At 34.8% G+C, this 18330-nt stretch carries 16 protein-coding genes; 12 read left to right on the forward strand and 4 right to left on the reverse strand.

The window, feature by feature from the left end; genetic code table 11:
* Positions 1–30 precede the first annotated feature (30 nt).
* Together R2782_RS10720 and R2782_RS10725 are read right to left on the reverse strand one after the other, a co-directional pair.
* Positions 31–1206, reverse strand: a complete 1176-nt coding sequence (locus tag R2782_RS10720; RefSeq protein ID WP_371268244.1) for a hypothetical protein — start codon at positions 1204–1206, stop codon at positions 31–33.
* A 123-nt stretch (positions 1207–1329) separates the two neighbouring features.
* The gene (locus R2782_RS10725) at positions 1330–4071 is read right to left on the reverse strand and encodes a TonB-dependent receptor domain-containing protein (RefSeq protein WP_371268245.1); all 2742 of its coding nucleotides are present in this window, start codon (positions 4069–4071) and stop codon (positions 1330–1332) included.
* 181 nt (positions 4072–4252) lie between these two features.
* Between R2782_RS10725 and R2782_RS10730 the strand changes: the two genes are divergently transcribed.
* Both R2782_RS10730 and R2782_RS10735 read left to right on the forward strand, forming a co-directional pair.
* Entirely contained in the window at positions 4253–4936 is a 684-nt protein-coding gene (locus R2782_RS10730; protein WP_371268246.1) for a response regulator transcription factor, read from the forward strand.
* Positions 4937–5002: 66 nt separating this feature from the next.
* Positions 5003–6046: a sensor histidine kinase gene (locus R2782_RS10735; protein WP_371268247.1), complete on the forward strand. Its 1044-nt coding sequence runs from the start codon at positions 5003–5005 to the stop codon at positions 6044–6046.
* A 1-nt stretch (position 6047) separates the two neighbouring features.
* Here the strand turns inward: R2782_RS10735 and R2782_RS10740 are convergent, their stop codons facing one another.
* The gene (locus R2782_RS10740; RefSeq protein WP_371268248.1) at positions 6048–7076 is read right to left on the reverse strand and encodes a LacI family DNA-binding transcriptional regulator; all 1029 of its coding nucleotides are present in this window, start codon (positions 7074–7076) and stop codon (positions 6048–6050) included.
* A gap of 153 nt (positions 7077–7229) precedes the next feature.
* Between R2782_RS10740 and R2782_RS10745 the strand changes: the two genes are divergently transcribed.
* The 5 genes from R2782_RS10745 (at position 7230) to R2782_RS10765 (ending at position 13818) form a co-directional block, all read left to right on the forward strand.
* Positions 7230–9866, forward strand: coding sequence for a TonB-dependent receptor (locus R2782_RS10745; RefSeq protein WP_371268249.1), 2637 nt, complete (start codon positions 7230–7232; stop codon positions 9864–9866).
* Between the two features lie 123 nt (positions 9867–9989).
* Positions 9990–10328, forward strand: a complete 339-nt coding sequence (locus tag R2782_RS10750; protein ID WP_371268250.1) for a glutaredoxin family protein — start codon at positions 9990–9992, stop codon at positions 10326–10328.
* A gap of 10 nt (positions 10329–10338) precedes the next feature.
* Positions 10339–11715, forward strand: coding sequence for an MFS transporter (locus R2782_RS10755; RefSeq protein ID WP_371268251.1), 1377 nt, complete (start codon positions 10339–10341; stop codon positions 11713–11715).
* Positions 11712–12887, forward strand: a complete 1176-nt coding sequence (locus R2782_RS10760) for a glycoside hydrolase 100 family protein (protein ID WP_371268252.1) — start codon at positions 11712–11714, stop codon at positions 12885–12887. The genes R2782_RS10755 and R2782_RS10760 overlap by 4 nt, the downstream gene beginning before the upstream one ends.
* 1 nt (position 12888) lies before the next feature.
* Positions 12889–13818, forward strand: coding sequence for a carbohydrate kinase family protein (locus R2782_RS10765; protein WP_371268253.1), 930 nt, complete (start codon positions 12889–12891; stop codon positions 13816–13818).
* On the opposite strand, the gene R2782_RS10770 is transcribed toward R2782_RS10765, so the two are convergent.
* Positions 13811–14896 carry a glycosyltransferase gene (locus R2782_RS10770; RefSeq protein WP_371268254.1) on the reverse strand — a complete coding sequence of 362 codons (1086 nt, stop codon included), beginning with the start codon at positions 14894–14896 and terminating at the stop codon, positions 13811–13813. The genes R2782_RS10765 and R2782_RS10770 overlap by 8 nt on opposite strands.
* A gap of 71 nt (positions 14897–14967) precedes the next feature.
* Here R2782_RS10770 and trmB point away from each other — a divergent pair, with 71 nt between their 5' ends.
* From trmB to R2782_RS10795, 5 genes are all read left to right on the forward strand, one after another.
* Positions 14968–15642, forward strand: coding sequence for a tRNA (guanosine(46)-N7)-methyltransferase TrmB (trmB, locus tag R2782_RS10775; RefSeq protein ID WP_371268255.1), 675 nt, complete (start codon positions 14968–14970; stop codon positions 15640–15642).
* 26 nt (positions 15643–15668) lie between these two features.
* Positions 15669–16301 (forward strand): LysE family transporter, encoded by a 633-nt coding sequence (locus tag R2782_RS10780; protein ID WP_371268256.1) that lies wholly within the window; start codon positions 15669–15671, stop codon positions 16299–16301.
* Positions 16302–16308: 7 nt separating this feature from the next.
* Positions 16309–16635 (forward strand): MGMT family protein, encoded by a 327-nt coding sequence (locus R2782_RS10785; protein ID WP_371268291.1) that lies wholly within the window; start codon positions 16309–16311, stop codon positions 16633–16635.
* Between the two features lie 266 nt (positions 16636–16901).
* Positions 16902–18047: a P-loop NTPase gene (locus R2782_RS10790; RefSeq protein WP_371268257.1), complete on the forward strand. Its 1146-nt coding sequence runs from the start codon at positions 16902–16904 to the stop codon at positions 18045–18047.
* On the forward strand, positions 18047–18286 hold the full coding sequence (locus tag R2782_RS10795) for a NifU family protein (protein WP_026712115.1): 240 nt from the start codon (positions 18047–18049) through the stop codon (positions 18284–18286). Before R2782_RS10790 ends, R2782_RS10795 begins: the two co-directional genes overlap by 1 nt.
* Positions 18287–18330 lie beyond the last annotated feature (44 nt).

Raw genomic sequence — 18330 nt, forward strand, 5'->3', positions numbered from 1 at the left:
AGGGATTTAGATTTTTTTATAATAATTTTATTACAAACCTACTGTCCAACCATTTGCCCAAGTTGGTTTTGCTGTTCCGTTTCCGGCACCTACAGCTGCTTCATTGATTGTGTATATTGCTGAAACATCTACTGTTTCACCAGCTGTGTTAGTTCCTTTTGATGTTAAAGTTACATTATCAAATTTTACATTCGTAGCTTTCAATTCTTGAGTTCCAACATAATCTACGCTTTCGTTGTGTTGAACATCAAAACCAGTTCCCCAATTGCTCAATACAACATTGTCAAAAATTGCTTTTGTACCCACTCTTAATTTCATGGCTTGGTTTTCAGGTCCTGCATTGTTACCTATTAATGTTAAATTAGAAATAGAGGGGTTTGAAATAGGAGTAGCCATGTGATCATTAGAATTGTTATCCGCTTCAATTCCTCTGTTACCATTGTTTGTTCTTTTTCCATACCAATATTGACCAACACCATTCCAACCTTCTGTCCAGTCAAATAAATCATCACCAACTTCAGAGGAAAAACTTGAAACTACTAAATATTTAGCATCTACAGTCCCACCGAACCACTCAAATCCATCATCTGAGCCATTATGCACTTGAACATACTCAATTGTAGTGTCCTTACCAACACCAAATAATGAAAGCCCATTAAATTCTTTATCAGCATTGTATGCGTATCCTGAATATTCAATTCGTAAATATTTAATTGAGCCTGAATTATCAAATACATCTGTTCCGCCATAGGTAAGGTCTGAAACTTCAGCAGATGCAGAAGTACCTTTATTGATTGGTGCTTTACCACAAATTACTAATCCTCCCCAAGCACCGGGAGTATTCACAGCAGATGTCATTACAACAGGGTTTGTTGAAGTTCCTTGCACATCAATTTTTCCGCCTTGAGCAACAGCAATGTAGCGTACAGATTCAAATTGACCAGCAGCCAATTCAGTAGCTTCGATGACTACTCCCGGTTTAATAACAAGAGTAGCGTTGTTACCAACAACTAATTTACCTGTTAATTTATAGGTTCCGGATTCTAATGTAACCACACCGTCGTTAATAGTCCCTTGAAGATCTTCTCTAACTAACTCAAAAGTAGAACTACTTCCTCCGCCATCATCATCACTTGAACATGAAGTAGTGGCAATTAATACTGATAATACAGTTAATTTAAAAAGTTTTGAAATGGATTTTTTCATTTTTATTGTGTTATTTATGTTTGTACAAATTTGATGATAAACTGTTTTTAATGTGTTAAGTTGTTGTCATCAATTCGTTACGATTAAGTGACTTTTTTGTTAACCAAAAGTTATCAATTATAGCTAGAAGGAATAATTAATACCTAGACCAAATACTATCCCTTTTTTATAGGTCATCGCATCAACATACCCTGATGAATTTTCCTGAACTCTAACAAATTCCGGATTTAAAATATTTCTAACAGTAAAATCAACACCTAATTTTTGACTTAATTTAGATTTAAAAATAAAATCTAATGTGCCCATGCCTTTATCAACTAGGTTTCCTTTTTGTTCAATTCCCAATGCATAGAGTCTGTCTGAATAGTAAGAGTACGCAACAGTAGCCATAATTCCCATATCGTTTTTCCAATCTTTAGCATAGGAAAGGTCTGCGTTTAGAAGTAAATCGGACGCCCCAGTAAATCCGGAGGTTTCGTCTGTTAAATTTAAATTTAATCTGCCATTAGTTTCATTTCTTACCTTGTCTCCATCAAGTTCTTGACTTGTTTTCATGTAGGAAATATTTATTCCTGCAGAAAGTTTATTGGTTTTTTCACCTTCAATATTGATAATATTTTTACGAGCTTCTACTTCTGCACCATAAACATACCCTGAATCACCAATATTCACAAAAGAAATATCATTGGTTGAAGAGGCTAGATTAACTTCGTTAATTGGATCTACGATATATTTTCCAAAAACTGTAAACGAAATTAATTCTTCCGATTTAGGGAACATTTCCCATTTCAAATCAAGGTTATAGTTCTGAGATGGGTATAAATCAGGGTTACCAATTTTGATTTCAGTTACATCTTCGTAAATAAACAATGCTCGCTCTTTAAATTGTGGTAAAGTGTACGTTTTGCTTAATCCCATACGAAGATTTTGTTTTTCATTCAGGCTGTATTTCAAAATGACACTTGGAAGAAATTCGTTTCTATTAAATGTATTAGAATCTCCACCGGCATCTAATTGCGTTCTCCATTTAACGGTTTGATCTATTTTTTCAAAACGCAAACCAATAATTGAACTAAACTTGTCTGAAAAACGATATTCAAGATTACCAAATCCGGCATGAATGTTTTGTTCGCCACTATAAGTTTGCGGTGTTAAACCTGCAAAAGAACTGATTGTAAAGAAACCGTTTTGTAAATTTTGTTGGTTAAAAAACGCATCTAGATTATCGGGGTTGTAAAATTGTGTAAGTTGTTCTTCTGTAATTCTGAAGTTAAATTGAATGGCTTCAAAATCACGGTTTTTAAACCTTCCGTTATATCCTAATGTAATTTTTCCTTTGGATTCGCCAAGGTCATTTACTCCGAGTTTATAGTTTAATGCCAAATTCAAAGCAGCTTCTTCCTCAACTAGATTTTGAAAATACCTATGATTATCAGTTGTTGTTCTTTGAGCTAATACAAAACCGTCATTAGCTTCGTCCTCTCGCCACATTTTATTTTGTGTTCTGTCGGGCATATCGCTTTCAATTTTGTTGAAAGATGTACCCCAATCAAGGCTTAATTTTTCTGTTAATTTATGATTCCCTAACAATTGGTTAATCATAACAGTGTTTTGAACATAGTTACCTCTTCTAACCAATAAGTTATCTTCTTCTTCATAATCCCTATCGTAACCAAAATAACTATCACGAGATTGCTCAGAAGAATTAACATACAAGAAATTGTATTTTATGCTATGTTTAAGATTAATGCGATAATTAGCATTAAACATTCCGGTAGAATTTGTTTTGTAAGTAAATTTTTCTTGGTTAAAAGACTTAAGACGAGCACCTTGAGCACTAACAGTTTGATTAATCCCTTCTCTAAATTCATATCCGTTGTCAAAACTTGCTGTAGCAAATAAATTTAATCTACCTTCTTCACCAAAATTAAAAGACTTCCCAGCCTTTACTCCAATATTTCCACCATAGGGAGTTTTACTTACCGGAGCTAATTTGTTTTCGTATCCAAAACTATTTAATGGATTGTTGGGGATTTCGGTTGATGTAAATCCTGAAAAATTGGGACCGTCATTCAACAAAAATTCACCGTCTTTTTCAATTGCATTGGTGTTTGCTTTAGCACCAATTGTGATTTCAAACATCCCTTTCCCTCTATAATCCTTAGAAGAGATATCAACATTTCCACCACCAAAATCACCATACACTTTAGTATTGTACACTTTGTCAATTGAAATGTATTCCACAATGTCTGTTGAAAATAATTCTAAGTTGATGTTTTTCTTTTCCGGGTCATTTGAAGGAACAGGCAATCCGTTCATGGATGTTGAATTATACCTGTCACCTAATCCTCTTACGTATACATTTCCACTTCCTTCTTGTTTAGACACACCTGTAGTTTTTGCTACAGCCGCGGCTACGTCACCAACTCCTTTTCTTGAAAGTTCTTGTGCCCCAATACTTTGTTTAATCTCAACAGCTTTTTGTTGCTCCAATAACAAAGCACTTTCTTTTTCTCGACTCACCGTTGTTTGTACTATCACATCCTGAAGCATTACGCCACCACCTGCTGTTAGGGCTCTGTTTATAGTTACAGTTTGATTTTCTTTTATAGTTACAGGAACTTCGATAGTCTCATAACCTAAAAAGCTAAGTTGAAGCGTGTGATTTCCCGGTTCCACATTTAAAGAAAAATTTCCATTCTCGTCTGATGTTGTTCCGACAGAAGTTCCTTTCAGTTGAACATTCGCAAAAGGAAGCGGTTCGTTATTCATGTCTTTATCTGTCAAAGTACCTGAAATTGTTCCTTTTTGAGCCAAAAGAGTTGTGCTGAAAAAAAGGATACAAAATAAAAATTTAAGTTTCATTAAGATGTTGTTTAATTTTGGTGCAAAGAAACGGCTGTATTGTAAAATTGATGTTATCCGCTTGTTACGTTTTTGTTTCAGCCGGGTTACCAAATCGTTAATAGATTAAATTACGGTTAACACAATAAATCATTTTGTATTATCTTTACCTTTACATCGCAAAACGCATTTAATTCTGGATATGAAAAAAAAGGATATAAAGATTTTATTGGTTGATGATGAGCAAGATATATTAGAAATTGTTGGTTACAATCTTGCACAAGAAGGCTATCAAATTAGTACAGCAGTAAATGGTAAAGAAGCAGTTCAAAAGGCTAAAAAAGAATTACCACACCTGATTATTATGGATGTAATGATGCCGGAAATGGACGGTATGGAAGCTTGTGAACAAATTAGAAAAACACCTGAATTAAGCAATGTCATTATTACATTTTTAACTGCCCGAAGTGAAGATTATTCTCAAGTGGCTGGTTTTGAAGCCGGTGCTGATGATTATATTGCAAAGCCAATTAAACCAAAAGTTTTGGTTAGTAAAGTAAAAGCTCTTCTACGTCGTTTAAAAGAACAAAATATCAGTAGTGATATTTTGACTGTAGGTAATATCGAGATAAACAGAGAAGAATACAAAATCATTCAAGAAGGGAAAGAGATTATTCTTCCCAGAAAGGAATTTGAATTATTCTATTTATTAGCATCCAAACCGGGAAAAGTGTTTAAAAGAGAGGAAATTCTTGACAAAGTATGGGGCAACGAAGTAGTTGTAGGAGGTAGAACGATTGATGTGCATATTCGAAAACTTCGCGAAAAAATTGGTGACGATTTTTTTAAAACCATTAAAGGGGTTGGTTACAAATTGGAAGTATAGTACTATTGTGTTTTGTTAAAAATAGTTTACTTTTGAGAGCACAACATCGAACAGAAAACTGTTTTAATGGCTATTAGTTTTAAAAAAACGTACAAATTTGCTGTAAAATCAGCTCTCTACGTATCACTTTTTTGCATAGGATTTTTGGTTATAACGACCGCTATTTTTTATGAAATAAATTGGTTGTTTGTAGCCGTTTTTGGACTTTCTGTGTATCTTTTTTCATTCTTCGTCATCCAATATCGTGTGGAACGATTTATTTACAGAAGGGTAAAAAAAATATACGATGATGTTTCATTATTAGACTCCACAACGTTAAGAAGCCAACCAATTACTACTGATATGGCAACTTTAACAAAAGAAGTAAAAAAGTTTGCCACGGATAAAAAATTAGAAATTGAGACCTTAAAAGTGCGAGAAGAATACCGAAGGGAATTTCTCGGCAATGTTTCCCACGAATTAAAAACACCATTATTTACCGTTCAAGGTTATATTGCAACGTTGTTAGATGGAGCAATGAGTGACAAGACCTTGCGAAAAAAATACCTTGAACGTGCAGAAAAAGGGGTGGAACGGTTAATTTATATTGTGAAAGATTTGGATATGATTACCAAATTGGAAACGGGTGATTTGAATTTAGACTTTTCTAATTTTGATATTGTAGAAATTGTTAAAAATGTTTTCGATTTGCTTGAAATGAGAGCGAACAAAAAAAATATTACGCTAACATTCGACACCAAACACACAGAACCAATTTATGTTTATGCCGACCAAGAAAAAATTCAACAAGTAGTTACAAACTTGGTCATGAATTCTATCAAATATGGCAAAGAGGGTGGAACGACAGAAGTAAGTATAGAGAATTTAGTTAAAAATAAAATCATAGTGCGTATTACCGATAACGGAGAAGGGATTCAAAAACAACATATTCCAAGACTTTTTGAACGCTTTTACAGAGTAGATAAAAGTGGTGCTCGTTCAGAAGGAGGTTCGGGTTTAGGTTTAGCTATAGTAAAACATATCATTGAAGGACACAACGAGAAAATCTATGTGGAAAGCCAATTTGGCGTAGGTTCAGAATTTTCATTTACGCTTGAAAAGCAGAAATAAATCATTTTTTTGTAGATTCTCTAACAATGATTTGTGTGTCTAAAACCACATTTTCAATGATTTTTGGTCGTTCCTCTTTTACAGCCTTGATTTCTTTTAATAACAAATTGAAAGCACTTACTCCCATTTCAAAACTGGGTTGATCTACCGTACTTAATTTTGGTTGAATCACTTGTGACATAAACCAATTGCTAAAACCTATGACAGCAATTTGATGAGGAACTTTTATATTGTGTTCATTTAAATAGGCCAAAACTCCCACAGCAACTAAGTCTGTAATTACGAAAATTCCATCTACATCCGGATGATTTTCACAAATTTCTTTTGCAAACGCATAGCCTTCTTCAAACGAAACACGTACACATGTATAAACTAAATTTTTATCGAAAGGAATGTTGTTTTTTTCTAATGCTTTTTTGTAACCTAAAAAACGATCAATGGCATTTTGTGGGTTAATTGGACCTCTGATGTGGGCAATTTTTTTACACCCAACTGAAATCAAATGTTCTACTGCTGCTGATGCAGCTTTTTGGTCGTCAATAATTACTTTAGAACACGGAATCATTTTTGAAATTTTGTCAAACATCACAAACGGAATGTTGCGATGAATAATTTCACGTATATGGTCATCATCATTCGACTCGTTGGATAACGACATTATGATTCCATCTACTCTTTTATTGATAAGAAGTTGAACTTGTTTTTTTTCTAGTTCCAGTGATTCATTTGATTGAAGAATAATGACTAAATATTCATTTTTTTCGGCTTCTGCAATGATACCGTTAATAACACTTGAAAAAAAATGATGAACAACTTCAGGTATAATTAATCCGATAGTTTTTGATTCTTTAGTTCTTAGATTTACAGCAAAAGAATTAGGTGTATAGTGCAGTTCTCTTGCTAATTCCAATACACGTTCTCTCGTTTTTGGACTTACGTCAGAGTAGTCTTTCAAAGCTTTTGAAACCGTTGTTATGGAAATGTTTAATTTCTCAGCAATTACCTTTAATGTTGTCTCCTTTTCTTTCATGTTACAAATATGGAAAAAAATACAATACAAAAAATCGAAAACGTTTTCGGTAATTTCGAAAACGTTTTCGATTTTAAATAGTTAATTTTTTAGCATTAAAAAAAATAGATTCGTAAAAAATATCACTTAATTTTATTAACTAAACAAAACAAAATGAGAACAAAATTACTATTTCAAAAGGTTGCTTTTCTTTTCCTATGTTTTTGTTCATTACCAATTTTTGCTCAGTCCGGTTCTATTGAAGGTATTGTAAAAGACAATGCCGGCAATATTCTACCGGGTGTAAATATTGTTGTAGAAGGAACATCTAAAGGAACATCATCTGACATGGATGGTGTTTTTCAACTTTCTGGGTTAGAAAACGGAAATGTAACTTTAGTAGCCTCTTACATTGGCTACAAAACAAAAAAACAAGTTGTTACGGTAAACGGTTCAACTAAAACAGAAGTCATTTTAGTAGAGGACGCCACTCAGTTAGATGATGTGGTTGTAACAGGTGTTATCAATCCAAGATCAAAATTACAATCGAGTGTATCGATTAGTTCTGTCTCAACCACTCAAATCGAACAAGCTGCTCCAAGAGCAACAGCCGAGATTTTCCGTTCAATCCCGGGTATTAAATCAGAATCTACAGGAGGTGAAGGAAATGCCAATATTACCATTAGAGGTATTCCGGTGGCATCAGGTGGAGCAAAGTTTCTTCAAATTCATGAGGATGGTTTACCGGTAATGCAATTTGGTGATGTTGCGTTTGGTAATGCAGATATTTTTGTTCGTGCCGACCAAACTATTTCCAGAGTGGAGGCTATTAGAGGAGGTTCTGCTTCAACTTTAGCAAGTAATTCTCCTGCGGGTATCATTAACTTTATTAGTAAAAATGGTAAAACAGAAGGCGGTTCATTAATGCAATCTTTTGGTGTTGATTTTGATAATTATCGTACTGATTTTGAATATGGTTCTCCCATTGGAAATGGGTTATTTTTTCACGTTGGAGGTTTTTATCGTCAAGGTGAAGGACCAAGAAATGCCGGTTATACTGGAAATGTTGGTGGACAATTAAAAGCCAATATTACTAAGGAATTTGAAAATGGTCATGTCCGTTTATATTTCAAACATTTAAATGATAGAGCGATTGGTTATTTGCCAATGCCGGTTAGAGTTAGTGGAACAAATGCAAATCCAAATTGGAGTTCATTGCCTAACTTTGATATTTTATCTGACACCCAACATAGTGCTTTGTTTTTAGATAATTTAACAGTAGGACAAGATGGACAAAGAAGAAGAAGCAACATGGCTGATGGTATGCGTCCAATAGCTAGTTCGTTTGGTGGTGAACTTTCTTTTGATATTGGAAATGGTTGGAAAATTGAAGACCGTTTCAGACAAAATTTCCACAGAGGACGATTTGTATCTCCATTTCCAGCACAAGTGCAAACGGCAGCTGATTTTGCTGCTGAATTTGGTGAGCCAAATTTAACCTATGCAAATGGTGCTCAAGCAGGTAATAATGTAAATGGGAATGATTTAGTAATGAGAATCCACACCTTTGATACCGAAATCAACAACTTCAATAATTTCACGAATGATCTAAAATTATCTAAAAAGTTCGGTGATTTCGATTTAACATTGGGCTATTATAAAGCATATCAAACCTTATCTATGTCATGGTTATGGAATTCGTATTTAATGGAAGTAAAAGGTGACAATGCAGCTTTATTAAATGCTGGGACTAATTCAGTTAACGGATTGTATGCCTATGGAGTTCCTTTTTGGGGGAATTGTTGTACCAGAAATTATGATACCAATTATGATATATCAGCTCCTTACATTGCCGGTCAATATAAATTTAGCGATAAATTTAATGTAGATATAAGTTTGCGTTTTGATAGTGGAAAAGTAAGAGGTACGTATGCAGGTGCTGTTCAATCAACTGATTTAGATGTTGATAATAATGGAACAATTGAAGGGCCTGAAACAAGTGTTTCTGTAGTGGATAATGCCAATCGTTTACCGGTAAATTATGATTTTGATTATGTATCCTATTCATTTGGAGGAAACTATATGTTAGCTGAAAATCAATCTCTTTTCGCACGTTACAGCCGTGGTGGTAGAGCAAACGCTGACAGATTATTATTTGGAGCAAACATTCTTCCCTCTGGTGCTGCAGTTTCCGGATTGAGTGCAGATATGGTGAATCAAGCTGAAATTGGGTATAAAAGAAAAGGGTCAAATCACACCTTTTATGCAACCGGTTTTTATGCTTTGACCTCTGAACAAAACTGGGATTTTGCTCCTGCCGGAATTCGTCAAATTCAGAGAGAATACACTGCATATGGTTTAGAGTTGGAAGGAAGTTATAGGGTAAATAAATTCAACTTTAATGGAAGTGTTACTTGGACAAAAGCTGAAATTTCAAAAGACGTAATCAATCCTGCTGTTGAGGGTAACACACCAAGAAGACAAGCTGATTTTATTTATAACGCTATTGCCGCCTATAAGTTTGGTACCGATGGAAAGCATAATGTTGGTGTTTCATTAATTGGAACCACAAAATCTTTTGCACAAGATAACAATGAATTAATTATGCCGGGTTATGTGTACTTCAATCCGTTTGTAAACATAGAATTAACAAAAGGTTTAACAGCTTCATTAAACGTAAATAACGTTTTCAATACTATAGGAATTACTGAAGTAGAAGAGGGAAGTATCGTTGAAAATACAGATAATATTTTAAGAGCTCGTTCGATTAATGGTAGAACAACCTCCTTAACGTTATCTTACAGATTTTAAGAGTTAGGTTTATTTTCATATTTGATTGTTTTAAAGTTAGTTCCTGAATCCTAAGGGATTCGGGAACTTTTACAACTAATAATTATCTTTATAAAGCATTAAACAATAAAAAACAACTGAATCATGAAAAGTTTCTTTTTAACCATCTTTTTTTTGTTTTCAATACAAATTGGATTGTCTCAGGAATATAAACCCAAAAGTGAGCAAAAAACTATATTGATTTATGGAAGTGATACCTGCCATTATTGCATTGATACCAAAAAATTTGCCGAAGAGCATCAATTGAAGTTTATTTATTTCGATATTGATAAAGATGAAAAGGCTTTAAAAGAAATGCTTACTAAACTCCGCCAAAACAATATTAGTACTTCAAATTTAAATTTACCGGTAGTAGATAAAAAAGGATTGGTTTTTACAAACGAAATTGATTTTAGCTCTTTTTTAAAAAAATTAATAGAATAAAAATACTAGCATGATACAAAAAGGTAAAATGAACTTTTGGCAAATCTGGAACATGAATTTCGGTTTTTTCGGCATTCAATTCAGTTTTGGGTTGCAACAAAGTAACATGAGTGCTATCTATAAATTTTTAGGTGCCGACGAAGCCAGTTTACCCATGCTTTGGCTGGCAGGACCTGTTACTGGACTTTTGGTACAACCCATTATTGGTGCTATTAGTGATGGAACATGGTCACCTAAATTCGGAAGAAGAAAACCTTTCTTTTTGATTGGTGCTTTAATTGCCAGTTTAGCACTTGTATTAATGCCTTTTTCAACTACTATTTTTATGGCCGCCAGTTTATTGTGGATTTTAGATGCGGCCAACAACATCGCCATGGAACCCTATCGTGCTTTTGTGGCAGACCGATTGCCCAAAGATCAACATTCTATCGGGTTTTTAATGCAGAGTTTTTTCACCGGGTTAGGAATTACTTTAGCTAATTTTACTCCGGCTATTTTAGTTTCATTAGGAATTTTAGCCATTACGGATAAATTTGAAAACGGTATTCCAACCTATACATACTGGGCATTTTTTATTGGAGCTTTTGCTTCTGTAGTCACGATTTTAATATCCGTATTTACCACTAAAGAAATTCCGCCTTCATCAGAGGAACTAGAGGAACTTTTGGAGAAGAAAAAAACACCGGTCGTTCAACGAACGTTTACAGAAATAAAAGAAGCGTTCATCAATATGCCGTTGACCATGAAACAGTTAATTCCGGTAAAATTTTTTACGTGGTATGCCATGTTTTGTTATTGGCAATATATCACTTCAACCTTATCCATATCTTTATACAATACAACTGACCAAGCCAGCGAAGGTTTTTCTAAAGCTCAATTATTAACCGGAAGTTTAAACGGAACCTATAATATCATTTGCTTTCTGGTGGCTTTTGCTTTAGTGCCATTAGCCTTAAAAATTGGTGCAAAAGGAGTTCATTTTGTCGCTTTAATTTTAGGTGGAATAGGCGTTTTCTCAATTCCCTATTTGAATGATACTACTTTACTGTTTCATTTGTATAATCCATTTGGAGAGTCAATCGCAATAACCACATTATTTCTTTATCCTGTTGGTCTTGGTATTGCTTGGGCTTCTATGTTAGCTATGCCGTATCAACTTTTAGCCGGCTCTATCCCAAAAGAAAAAACGGGTGTTTATATGGGAATTTTTAACATGTTTATTGTTATTCCAATGGCTATTCAAGTTGTCTCCATGCAGTTTTTTGTTTATGATTGGCTCGGTCAAAATCCGGTGAATGTGATTCGTTTAGCAGGAATATTTTTGATTATTGGTGGCATATTAACACTCTTAATCAAAGTAAAAAATAAAAATGAATTGGTTTCATGAGTTCATCTGTTTATCATAAAGCAATTGAATTATTACACAAAGTTTCCTCTCCTCAGGGTTTTGAAGCTTCAGCTAATGATGTGTCCAATTACAAACGCGTTTGGGCTCGTGATGGTGTCATTTGTGGATTAGCAGCTTTGGCTTCTAAAGATGCAAAATTAATCGCTACATTTCAAAAAACCATTCAAACATTAGCCGCTCATCAACATGCAAACGGAACGATTCCATCCAATGTTTATTTTTCCGAAAAAGGAGCTGAGGTGAGTTATGGTGGACTAGCCGGAAGAGTAGATGCGGTTACGTGGTTTATCATTGGTGTTTGCCAATTGGCACATTACAAAAAAGATAGAGAAATAGTAAAGTTATATTCTAAACAAATCGAAAAAGCCATTTATCTTTTAGAATGTTGGGAGTTTAATAACAATCATTTGATGTATGTCCCCATTTCTGGAAATTGGGCAGATGAGTACATCACTGAAGGCTATGTTTTATACGATCAGTTATTGCGAATTTGGGCATTGAAAAGCTATAATCATTTTGCTCAAAGTGAAGAGGTAACACTAAAAATAAAGTCGATTACTAAAAAAATAGAACATAATTTTTTACCCAATTCAAAAAGTGAAAAAGTTCATCCAAAAGCGTATCATGAAGCACAAATAAATGAGTTCATGCCTTGTTCTTTTTCACCGGCGGGATATAAAATGTATTTTGATGCTTTTGCACATGCTTTGGCTGTTTTGTTATCTATTGGTGATACTAATTTCCAAAAAACAGCAATAAATTATGCTGAAAAAATCAAAAGAAACTTACCCTTAAAAATGGTTCCTGCTTTTTGGCCACCCATACAACCCTCCGATTGGGAATGGAATATTTTAAAAAGTAACTGCAAATACGAATTTAGAAACGAACCGTATGAATTTCATAATGGTGGCAGTTGGCCAATGGTGAATGGTTTCTATGGGTTAGCGTTATACTATTTGGGATTAAAAAAAGAGTGTGAAAGTATATTGAATGAATTGAATCAAGCAAATGCTTTATCAGATTTTGGGTTTTATGAAAATTTTAATTCCAAAACAGGAGAGCCCAATGGCGTTCGTTTTTGTGCTTGGAGTGCTGCCGCAACTATTTTGGTTGAAAAAACAATTGAAGAAAATTTTAAATTAGTATTTTAAAGTGGAAAAAAAGATTGACATACTTTCGGTGGGAGAAGTTTTAATTGATTTTATTGGTCATGAAATTAATACTTCAATCAACAGAACCAAAGATTACCACCGCTTTTTGGGAGGTTCCCCTACTAATGTGGCAGTAAATGCCTCTCGATTAGGATTGAATGCAGTGCTTGTTGCTACTTGCGGACAAGATGGTTTAGGGGATTATATCATCAGAAAACTGAAAGCAAACGGCGTCCAAACGGATTATATTTTCAAATCGGAAGAAAAACCAACTTCTGTCATTTTTGTATCAAAATCTACAGAAACTCCTGATTTTATTCCTTACAGAGAAGCTGATTGCGAAATTTATCCCTCCCAAATTTCAGATGAGTTGCTTTTGTCGGCTAAAGTTTTTCATACCACTTGTTTTGCTTTAAGCAGAAATCCGGCTCGCGAAACCATTTTGGAACGTGCAGAACGTGCTAAAGAATTAGGGTTAAAATTGAGTATTGATTTGAATTTTTCTGAACGAATTTGGCCCAACCGACCGGAAGCTATTGACATAATTAAACGTTATTTAGCCACAGATCCATTAGTAAAAATCAGTGAAGATGATTGTTACCGATTGTTTGCCGCAATGAAATCCGAAGATTATATTTTTGATTTTTTTCATGCCATGGGAGCACAAACTATCTGTTTAACAAAAGGGAAGAAAGGAGTTGTTTTGTCCGATAGGGAAAAGGGACTTATTTTTCAAGATGCCTTACCAGTTAAAGAAATTAAAGACGCTACCGGAGCCGGTGATGCCTTTTGGACCGGTTTTCTATACGCTCAACTTCACCAAAGGTCATTAGTAGATAGTGTAACAATTGCTCAAAAATTAGCCGGAATAAAATTGCAAAATGTGGGAAGATTACCCGACGGTATAAACATCAAACAATTGATTATTTGATTTTTTTATCAAAAAGTAAGAATAATTGCTTCCAATTTAAATCCGTTTTAAAATGATGCAATCCTTTGTATAAATCCACTTCATACAAATTTTCAATTACAAATTTTTCCTGCTTGGCATAAGGAATCAATCCGTCTTTTTTATATTTCTTAGCCAAATATTCTTGCTCAAATTGTCCCGGAGTGGGAATAAAAAACGCTTTTTTACCCAATTTTGCTAAATCCATTACGGTGGTGTAACCTGAACGACAAAGCACTAATTCACTTTCGTTGAACGTCTGTTCAAGTTGTTCGGAAGTCATAAAATTATAAAACGTTACATGCTCAATTTGTTCCGATTTTTGTTCAGGTTCAATTACACCACGAACAAAAACAACAGCACCAACATAACGTTTAATTTCTTCTTTCAAGTGCATTTCCAGCATCGTTCGTTGCGGTTCGGGACCGGAAAGTATCACCATCAAGTCATATTTTTTAGGCAATTCTTTTTTATTTAATCGACTTAGCGGACCAATATAATTGATTTTGAAATGCGGATTTTTCAAATGCCCTAATTTCCCGGTAAGATTTGGAATTTCTGCAACATCAGGAACCCAACATTCATCATATTTTTTTATGATGTATTGATGCAGTTTACTGGTAATCCAACTCGTATTTCCCGTTAAAACGTTTAATTGATGGGTAATAAATACAGAAGGTACTTTTTTAGAATAAATGCCTAATCGGTTATCGGAAATGATGCCGGCTAAACCATATTCTTTGACCCACTTTTTCACCATTTTTCGTTCCAAATAAATGGCTTCCATCATTTTTGGACTATTTTTGATCAGTTTCCACTTAAAAAACGCACCGTTTTTGGCATACTCTATTTGATAACAAGGTAATTCCAAAAAAATTAACCCCGGAAATTCTTTCTGTAAAATGTGAAGAGCAACTCCGTCAGAGGCAATAACGGGTTCAAAATGGTTTTCAATTAATGCTTCTATAATAGGAATACAGCGTGTAGCATGGCCTAAACCCCAATTGAGTGGAGCAACGAGAATTTTTGGTTTGTTAGTTTCCAAGTCTTGATAACTCATTTAATAACTGTAAAAGTAGTATTATTTTTGATTGCGTATATTTCCCTAATTTTACCAAAAAATTAAATTAAGTGGGAAGTAAGAATAAATTAAAGCGTTTTAAAGAAAATGAATCCTTTCAAAATGTGATTGAACCGACCCGTGAAGAAGTTGTTTCGGGCGATTTTAAATGGAAAGGAAATTGGAATAAAGATTTTTTTAAAAACGACAATCCGATTGTTTTAGAATTAGGATGTGGTAAAGGCGAATATTCGGTGGGTTTAGCTGAACGTTACCCAAATAAAAATTTTATCGGAATCGACATCAAAGGAGCTCGATTTTGGCGTGGTGCCAAAACGGCTGTTGAAACCGGTTTGAACAATGTAGGCTTTCTTCGTTCACAAATAGAATTGATCGAATATTGTTTTGCCGAAAATGAAGTAGATGAAATTTGGATCACTTTTCCCGACCCACAAATCAAATACAAACGAACAAAACACCGAATGACCAATACCCAATTTTTACAACGCTACAAAAAAGTGCTTAAAAAAGATGGAATTATTCACTTGAAAACCGATAGCGAATTCATGCACGGTTACACACTCGGTTTGTTGCACGGAGAAGGTCACGAAGTGATATATGCCAACCATAATGTGTATCGTAATGAAGGTTCTCCGGAAGTGGTAACAGCCATTCAAACTTTTTATGAAAAACAATATTTAGAAATTAACAAAGCCATTACTTATATCCAATTTAAGATAAAGTAGGCAACCCATTGCCCATCACCCAAAAAATGAACATCACTCTTCCCATTCTTCTCGGACTTTCAGCCGCAGCCATCGGAACAACTCCACCCGGATTGCTCAACATGACTGCCGCAAAAGTGAGCATGAGAGACGGAAGAAACCGTGCCGTATGGTTTGCTTTTGGGGCGTCTGTAATTGTTTTTTTTCAAACGTTATTGGCTGTTTTATTTGCTCGATTTATTGATAGAAGAGCTGATATAAGTGTGATTTTACAAGAAATAGGATTAGTTATCTTTACCGTTTTAACAATTTATTTCTTTTGGATTGCCAAAAAACCTAAACCCAAAAAAAAGAAAGAGGAAATCAAAATGCGAAGCAAATCCAGCCGTTTCTTTTTGGGCATGTTGTTGTCGTCACTTAATTTATTTCCAATTCCGTACTATATTTTTATAAGTATAACGTTAGGGACTTATGGGTATTTTGAATTTGTCCCTTTTTTTATTTATACTTTTTCCATAGCCAGTGCTATTGCCGCTTTTTTAGTTTTTTTTGGGTATATTTCCTTTTTTAAATCGAAAGAAAAAAAAGATACTTTTTTATCCAGAAATATCAATTACATTATAGGTTCCTTAACCGGTGTTGTGGCTTTCATAACTTTATTTAAAATTTTCTCACATTAATTTATTAATCATGGAGGATAATTTTTTTGAAAATGTATATGCCATCGCCAAACAAATTCCTTACGGAAGAGTAACTTCTTACGGTGCCATTGCTAAAGCGTTAGGAACTGCTCGCTCAGCCCGAATGGTAGGTTGGGCCATGAATGCTTCGCATAATCGTGAAGATATTCCGGCACACCGTGTGGTCAATCGAAAAGGAATACTTTCCGGAAAACATCATTTTCAAGGCACAAATTTGATGCAGCAATTGCTAGAAAGCGAAGGAATTGTAGTGGTTGACAACCAAATTGTGGATTTTGAGAAGGTTTTTTGGGAGCCGGAGTTAAATTTGTAATGATTTCCTCCTTTTTCAAAAGTTTACATACAAACTCAAAAACAAAACACTATATCAAGAAATTAAACTGATAATGAAAAACTGTTAACCGAAACTGAACACTGCGACTGAACACTGCGACTCCTCATCTATCTCTCCATAAACATTTTCAATTCTTTAACTACTGTTTCTCTACTTTTCGTATTATCTTTGCAATCTAAATTCAGTTTAAATAAAAACGGATTTTTTTATAAACTAAATAGCTCACAGTTAGAGATAAACAATTTATGAAACTCGACAGAAAAGAAATACTCAAAGCCTTAGAAACTATTTCAGTGGCTGGTGAAGGGAAAAATATGGTGGAAAGTGGAGCCGTGCAAAATGTACTCACTTTTGGCGATGAAGTGGTGGTAGATTTACTTTTGTCAACACCTGCTTTGCACATCAAAAAAAGAGCGGAAGTTGATATTATCAAGACCATTCACGACTTGGTGTATGAAAAAGCCAAAGTAAAAGTGAATATCAAAGTAGAAGCCCCTGAAAAACCTGAAAACCCAAACCTAATCAAAGGGAAACCCATTCCGGGAATCAGTAATATTGTGGCCGTAGCTTCCGGAAAAGGAGGCGTTGGAAAATCTACTGTTACAGCCAATTTAGCGGTAACGTTAGCCAAAATGGGTTTTAATGTTGGAGTGCTTGATGCTGATATTTACGGACCTTCAATGCCCATTATGTTTGATGTAGAACACGAAAAACCAATCTCAGTTGAGGTAGATGGCAAGTCAAAAATGAAACCGGTAGAAAGTTACGAAGTAAAAATTCTTTCCATTGGATTTTTCACTAAACCCGACCAAGCCGTTATTTGGCGTGGACCCATGGCTGCTAAAGCCTTGAACCAAATGATTTTTGATGCCGATTGGGGACAACTCGACTTTTTATTAATCGATTTACCACCTGGAACCGGCGATATTCACCTTTCTATCATGCAATCACTTCCTATTACCGGAGCTGTTGTCGTGAGCACGCCACAAGCCGTAGCTTTAGCAGATGCTAAAAAGGGAGTTTCCATGTTCAAGTCAGATGCCGTTAGTGTTCCGGTTTTAGGAATTATTGAAAATATGGCGTACTTCACTCCGGAAGAATTACCGAATAATAAATATTATATCTTTGGAAAAGAAGGAGCTAAAAACTTAGCTGAAGATTTACAAGTATCGGTTTTAGGTGAAATTCCACTTGTGCAAAGCATTCGTGAAGCGGGAGATTACGGTCGTCCTGCTGCCTTGCAAACGGCTACTCCGTTAGAAACGGCTTTCGAAGAAATTGCTCGAAATGTTGTTCAAGAAGTAGTGGATCGAAACGAAACTTTACCACCAACCGAAGCAATAAAAATAACCACCATGGCTGGCTGTTCAGCTGTAAAAGGGAAAAAATAATGACAAAAGAAGAAATCAAAATCGGAATTGAAAATGCGTTGAATGAAATTCGACCTTTTCTCGAATCAGACGGAGGAAACATTTCGTTAGTTGACATCATCGAAGATAAACACGTAAAAGTACGTCTCGAGGGGGCTTGCGTAGCTTGTAGTGTGAACCAAATGACGTTGAAAGCGGGTGTAGAAACGACCATCAAAAAATACGTTCCTCAAATCGAAACGGTCGAAAACGTAGCTTAAATTTTTTGGGCGTGTTCCGCCGAAGGCGAACGGGCTTTCACCAC

This window comes from Flavobacterium sp. (assembly GCF_041392085.1).
In the GTDB taxonomy this organism is placed as follows: Bacteria; Bacteroidota; Bacteroidia; order Flavobacteriales; family Flavobacteriaceae; genus Flavobacterium.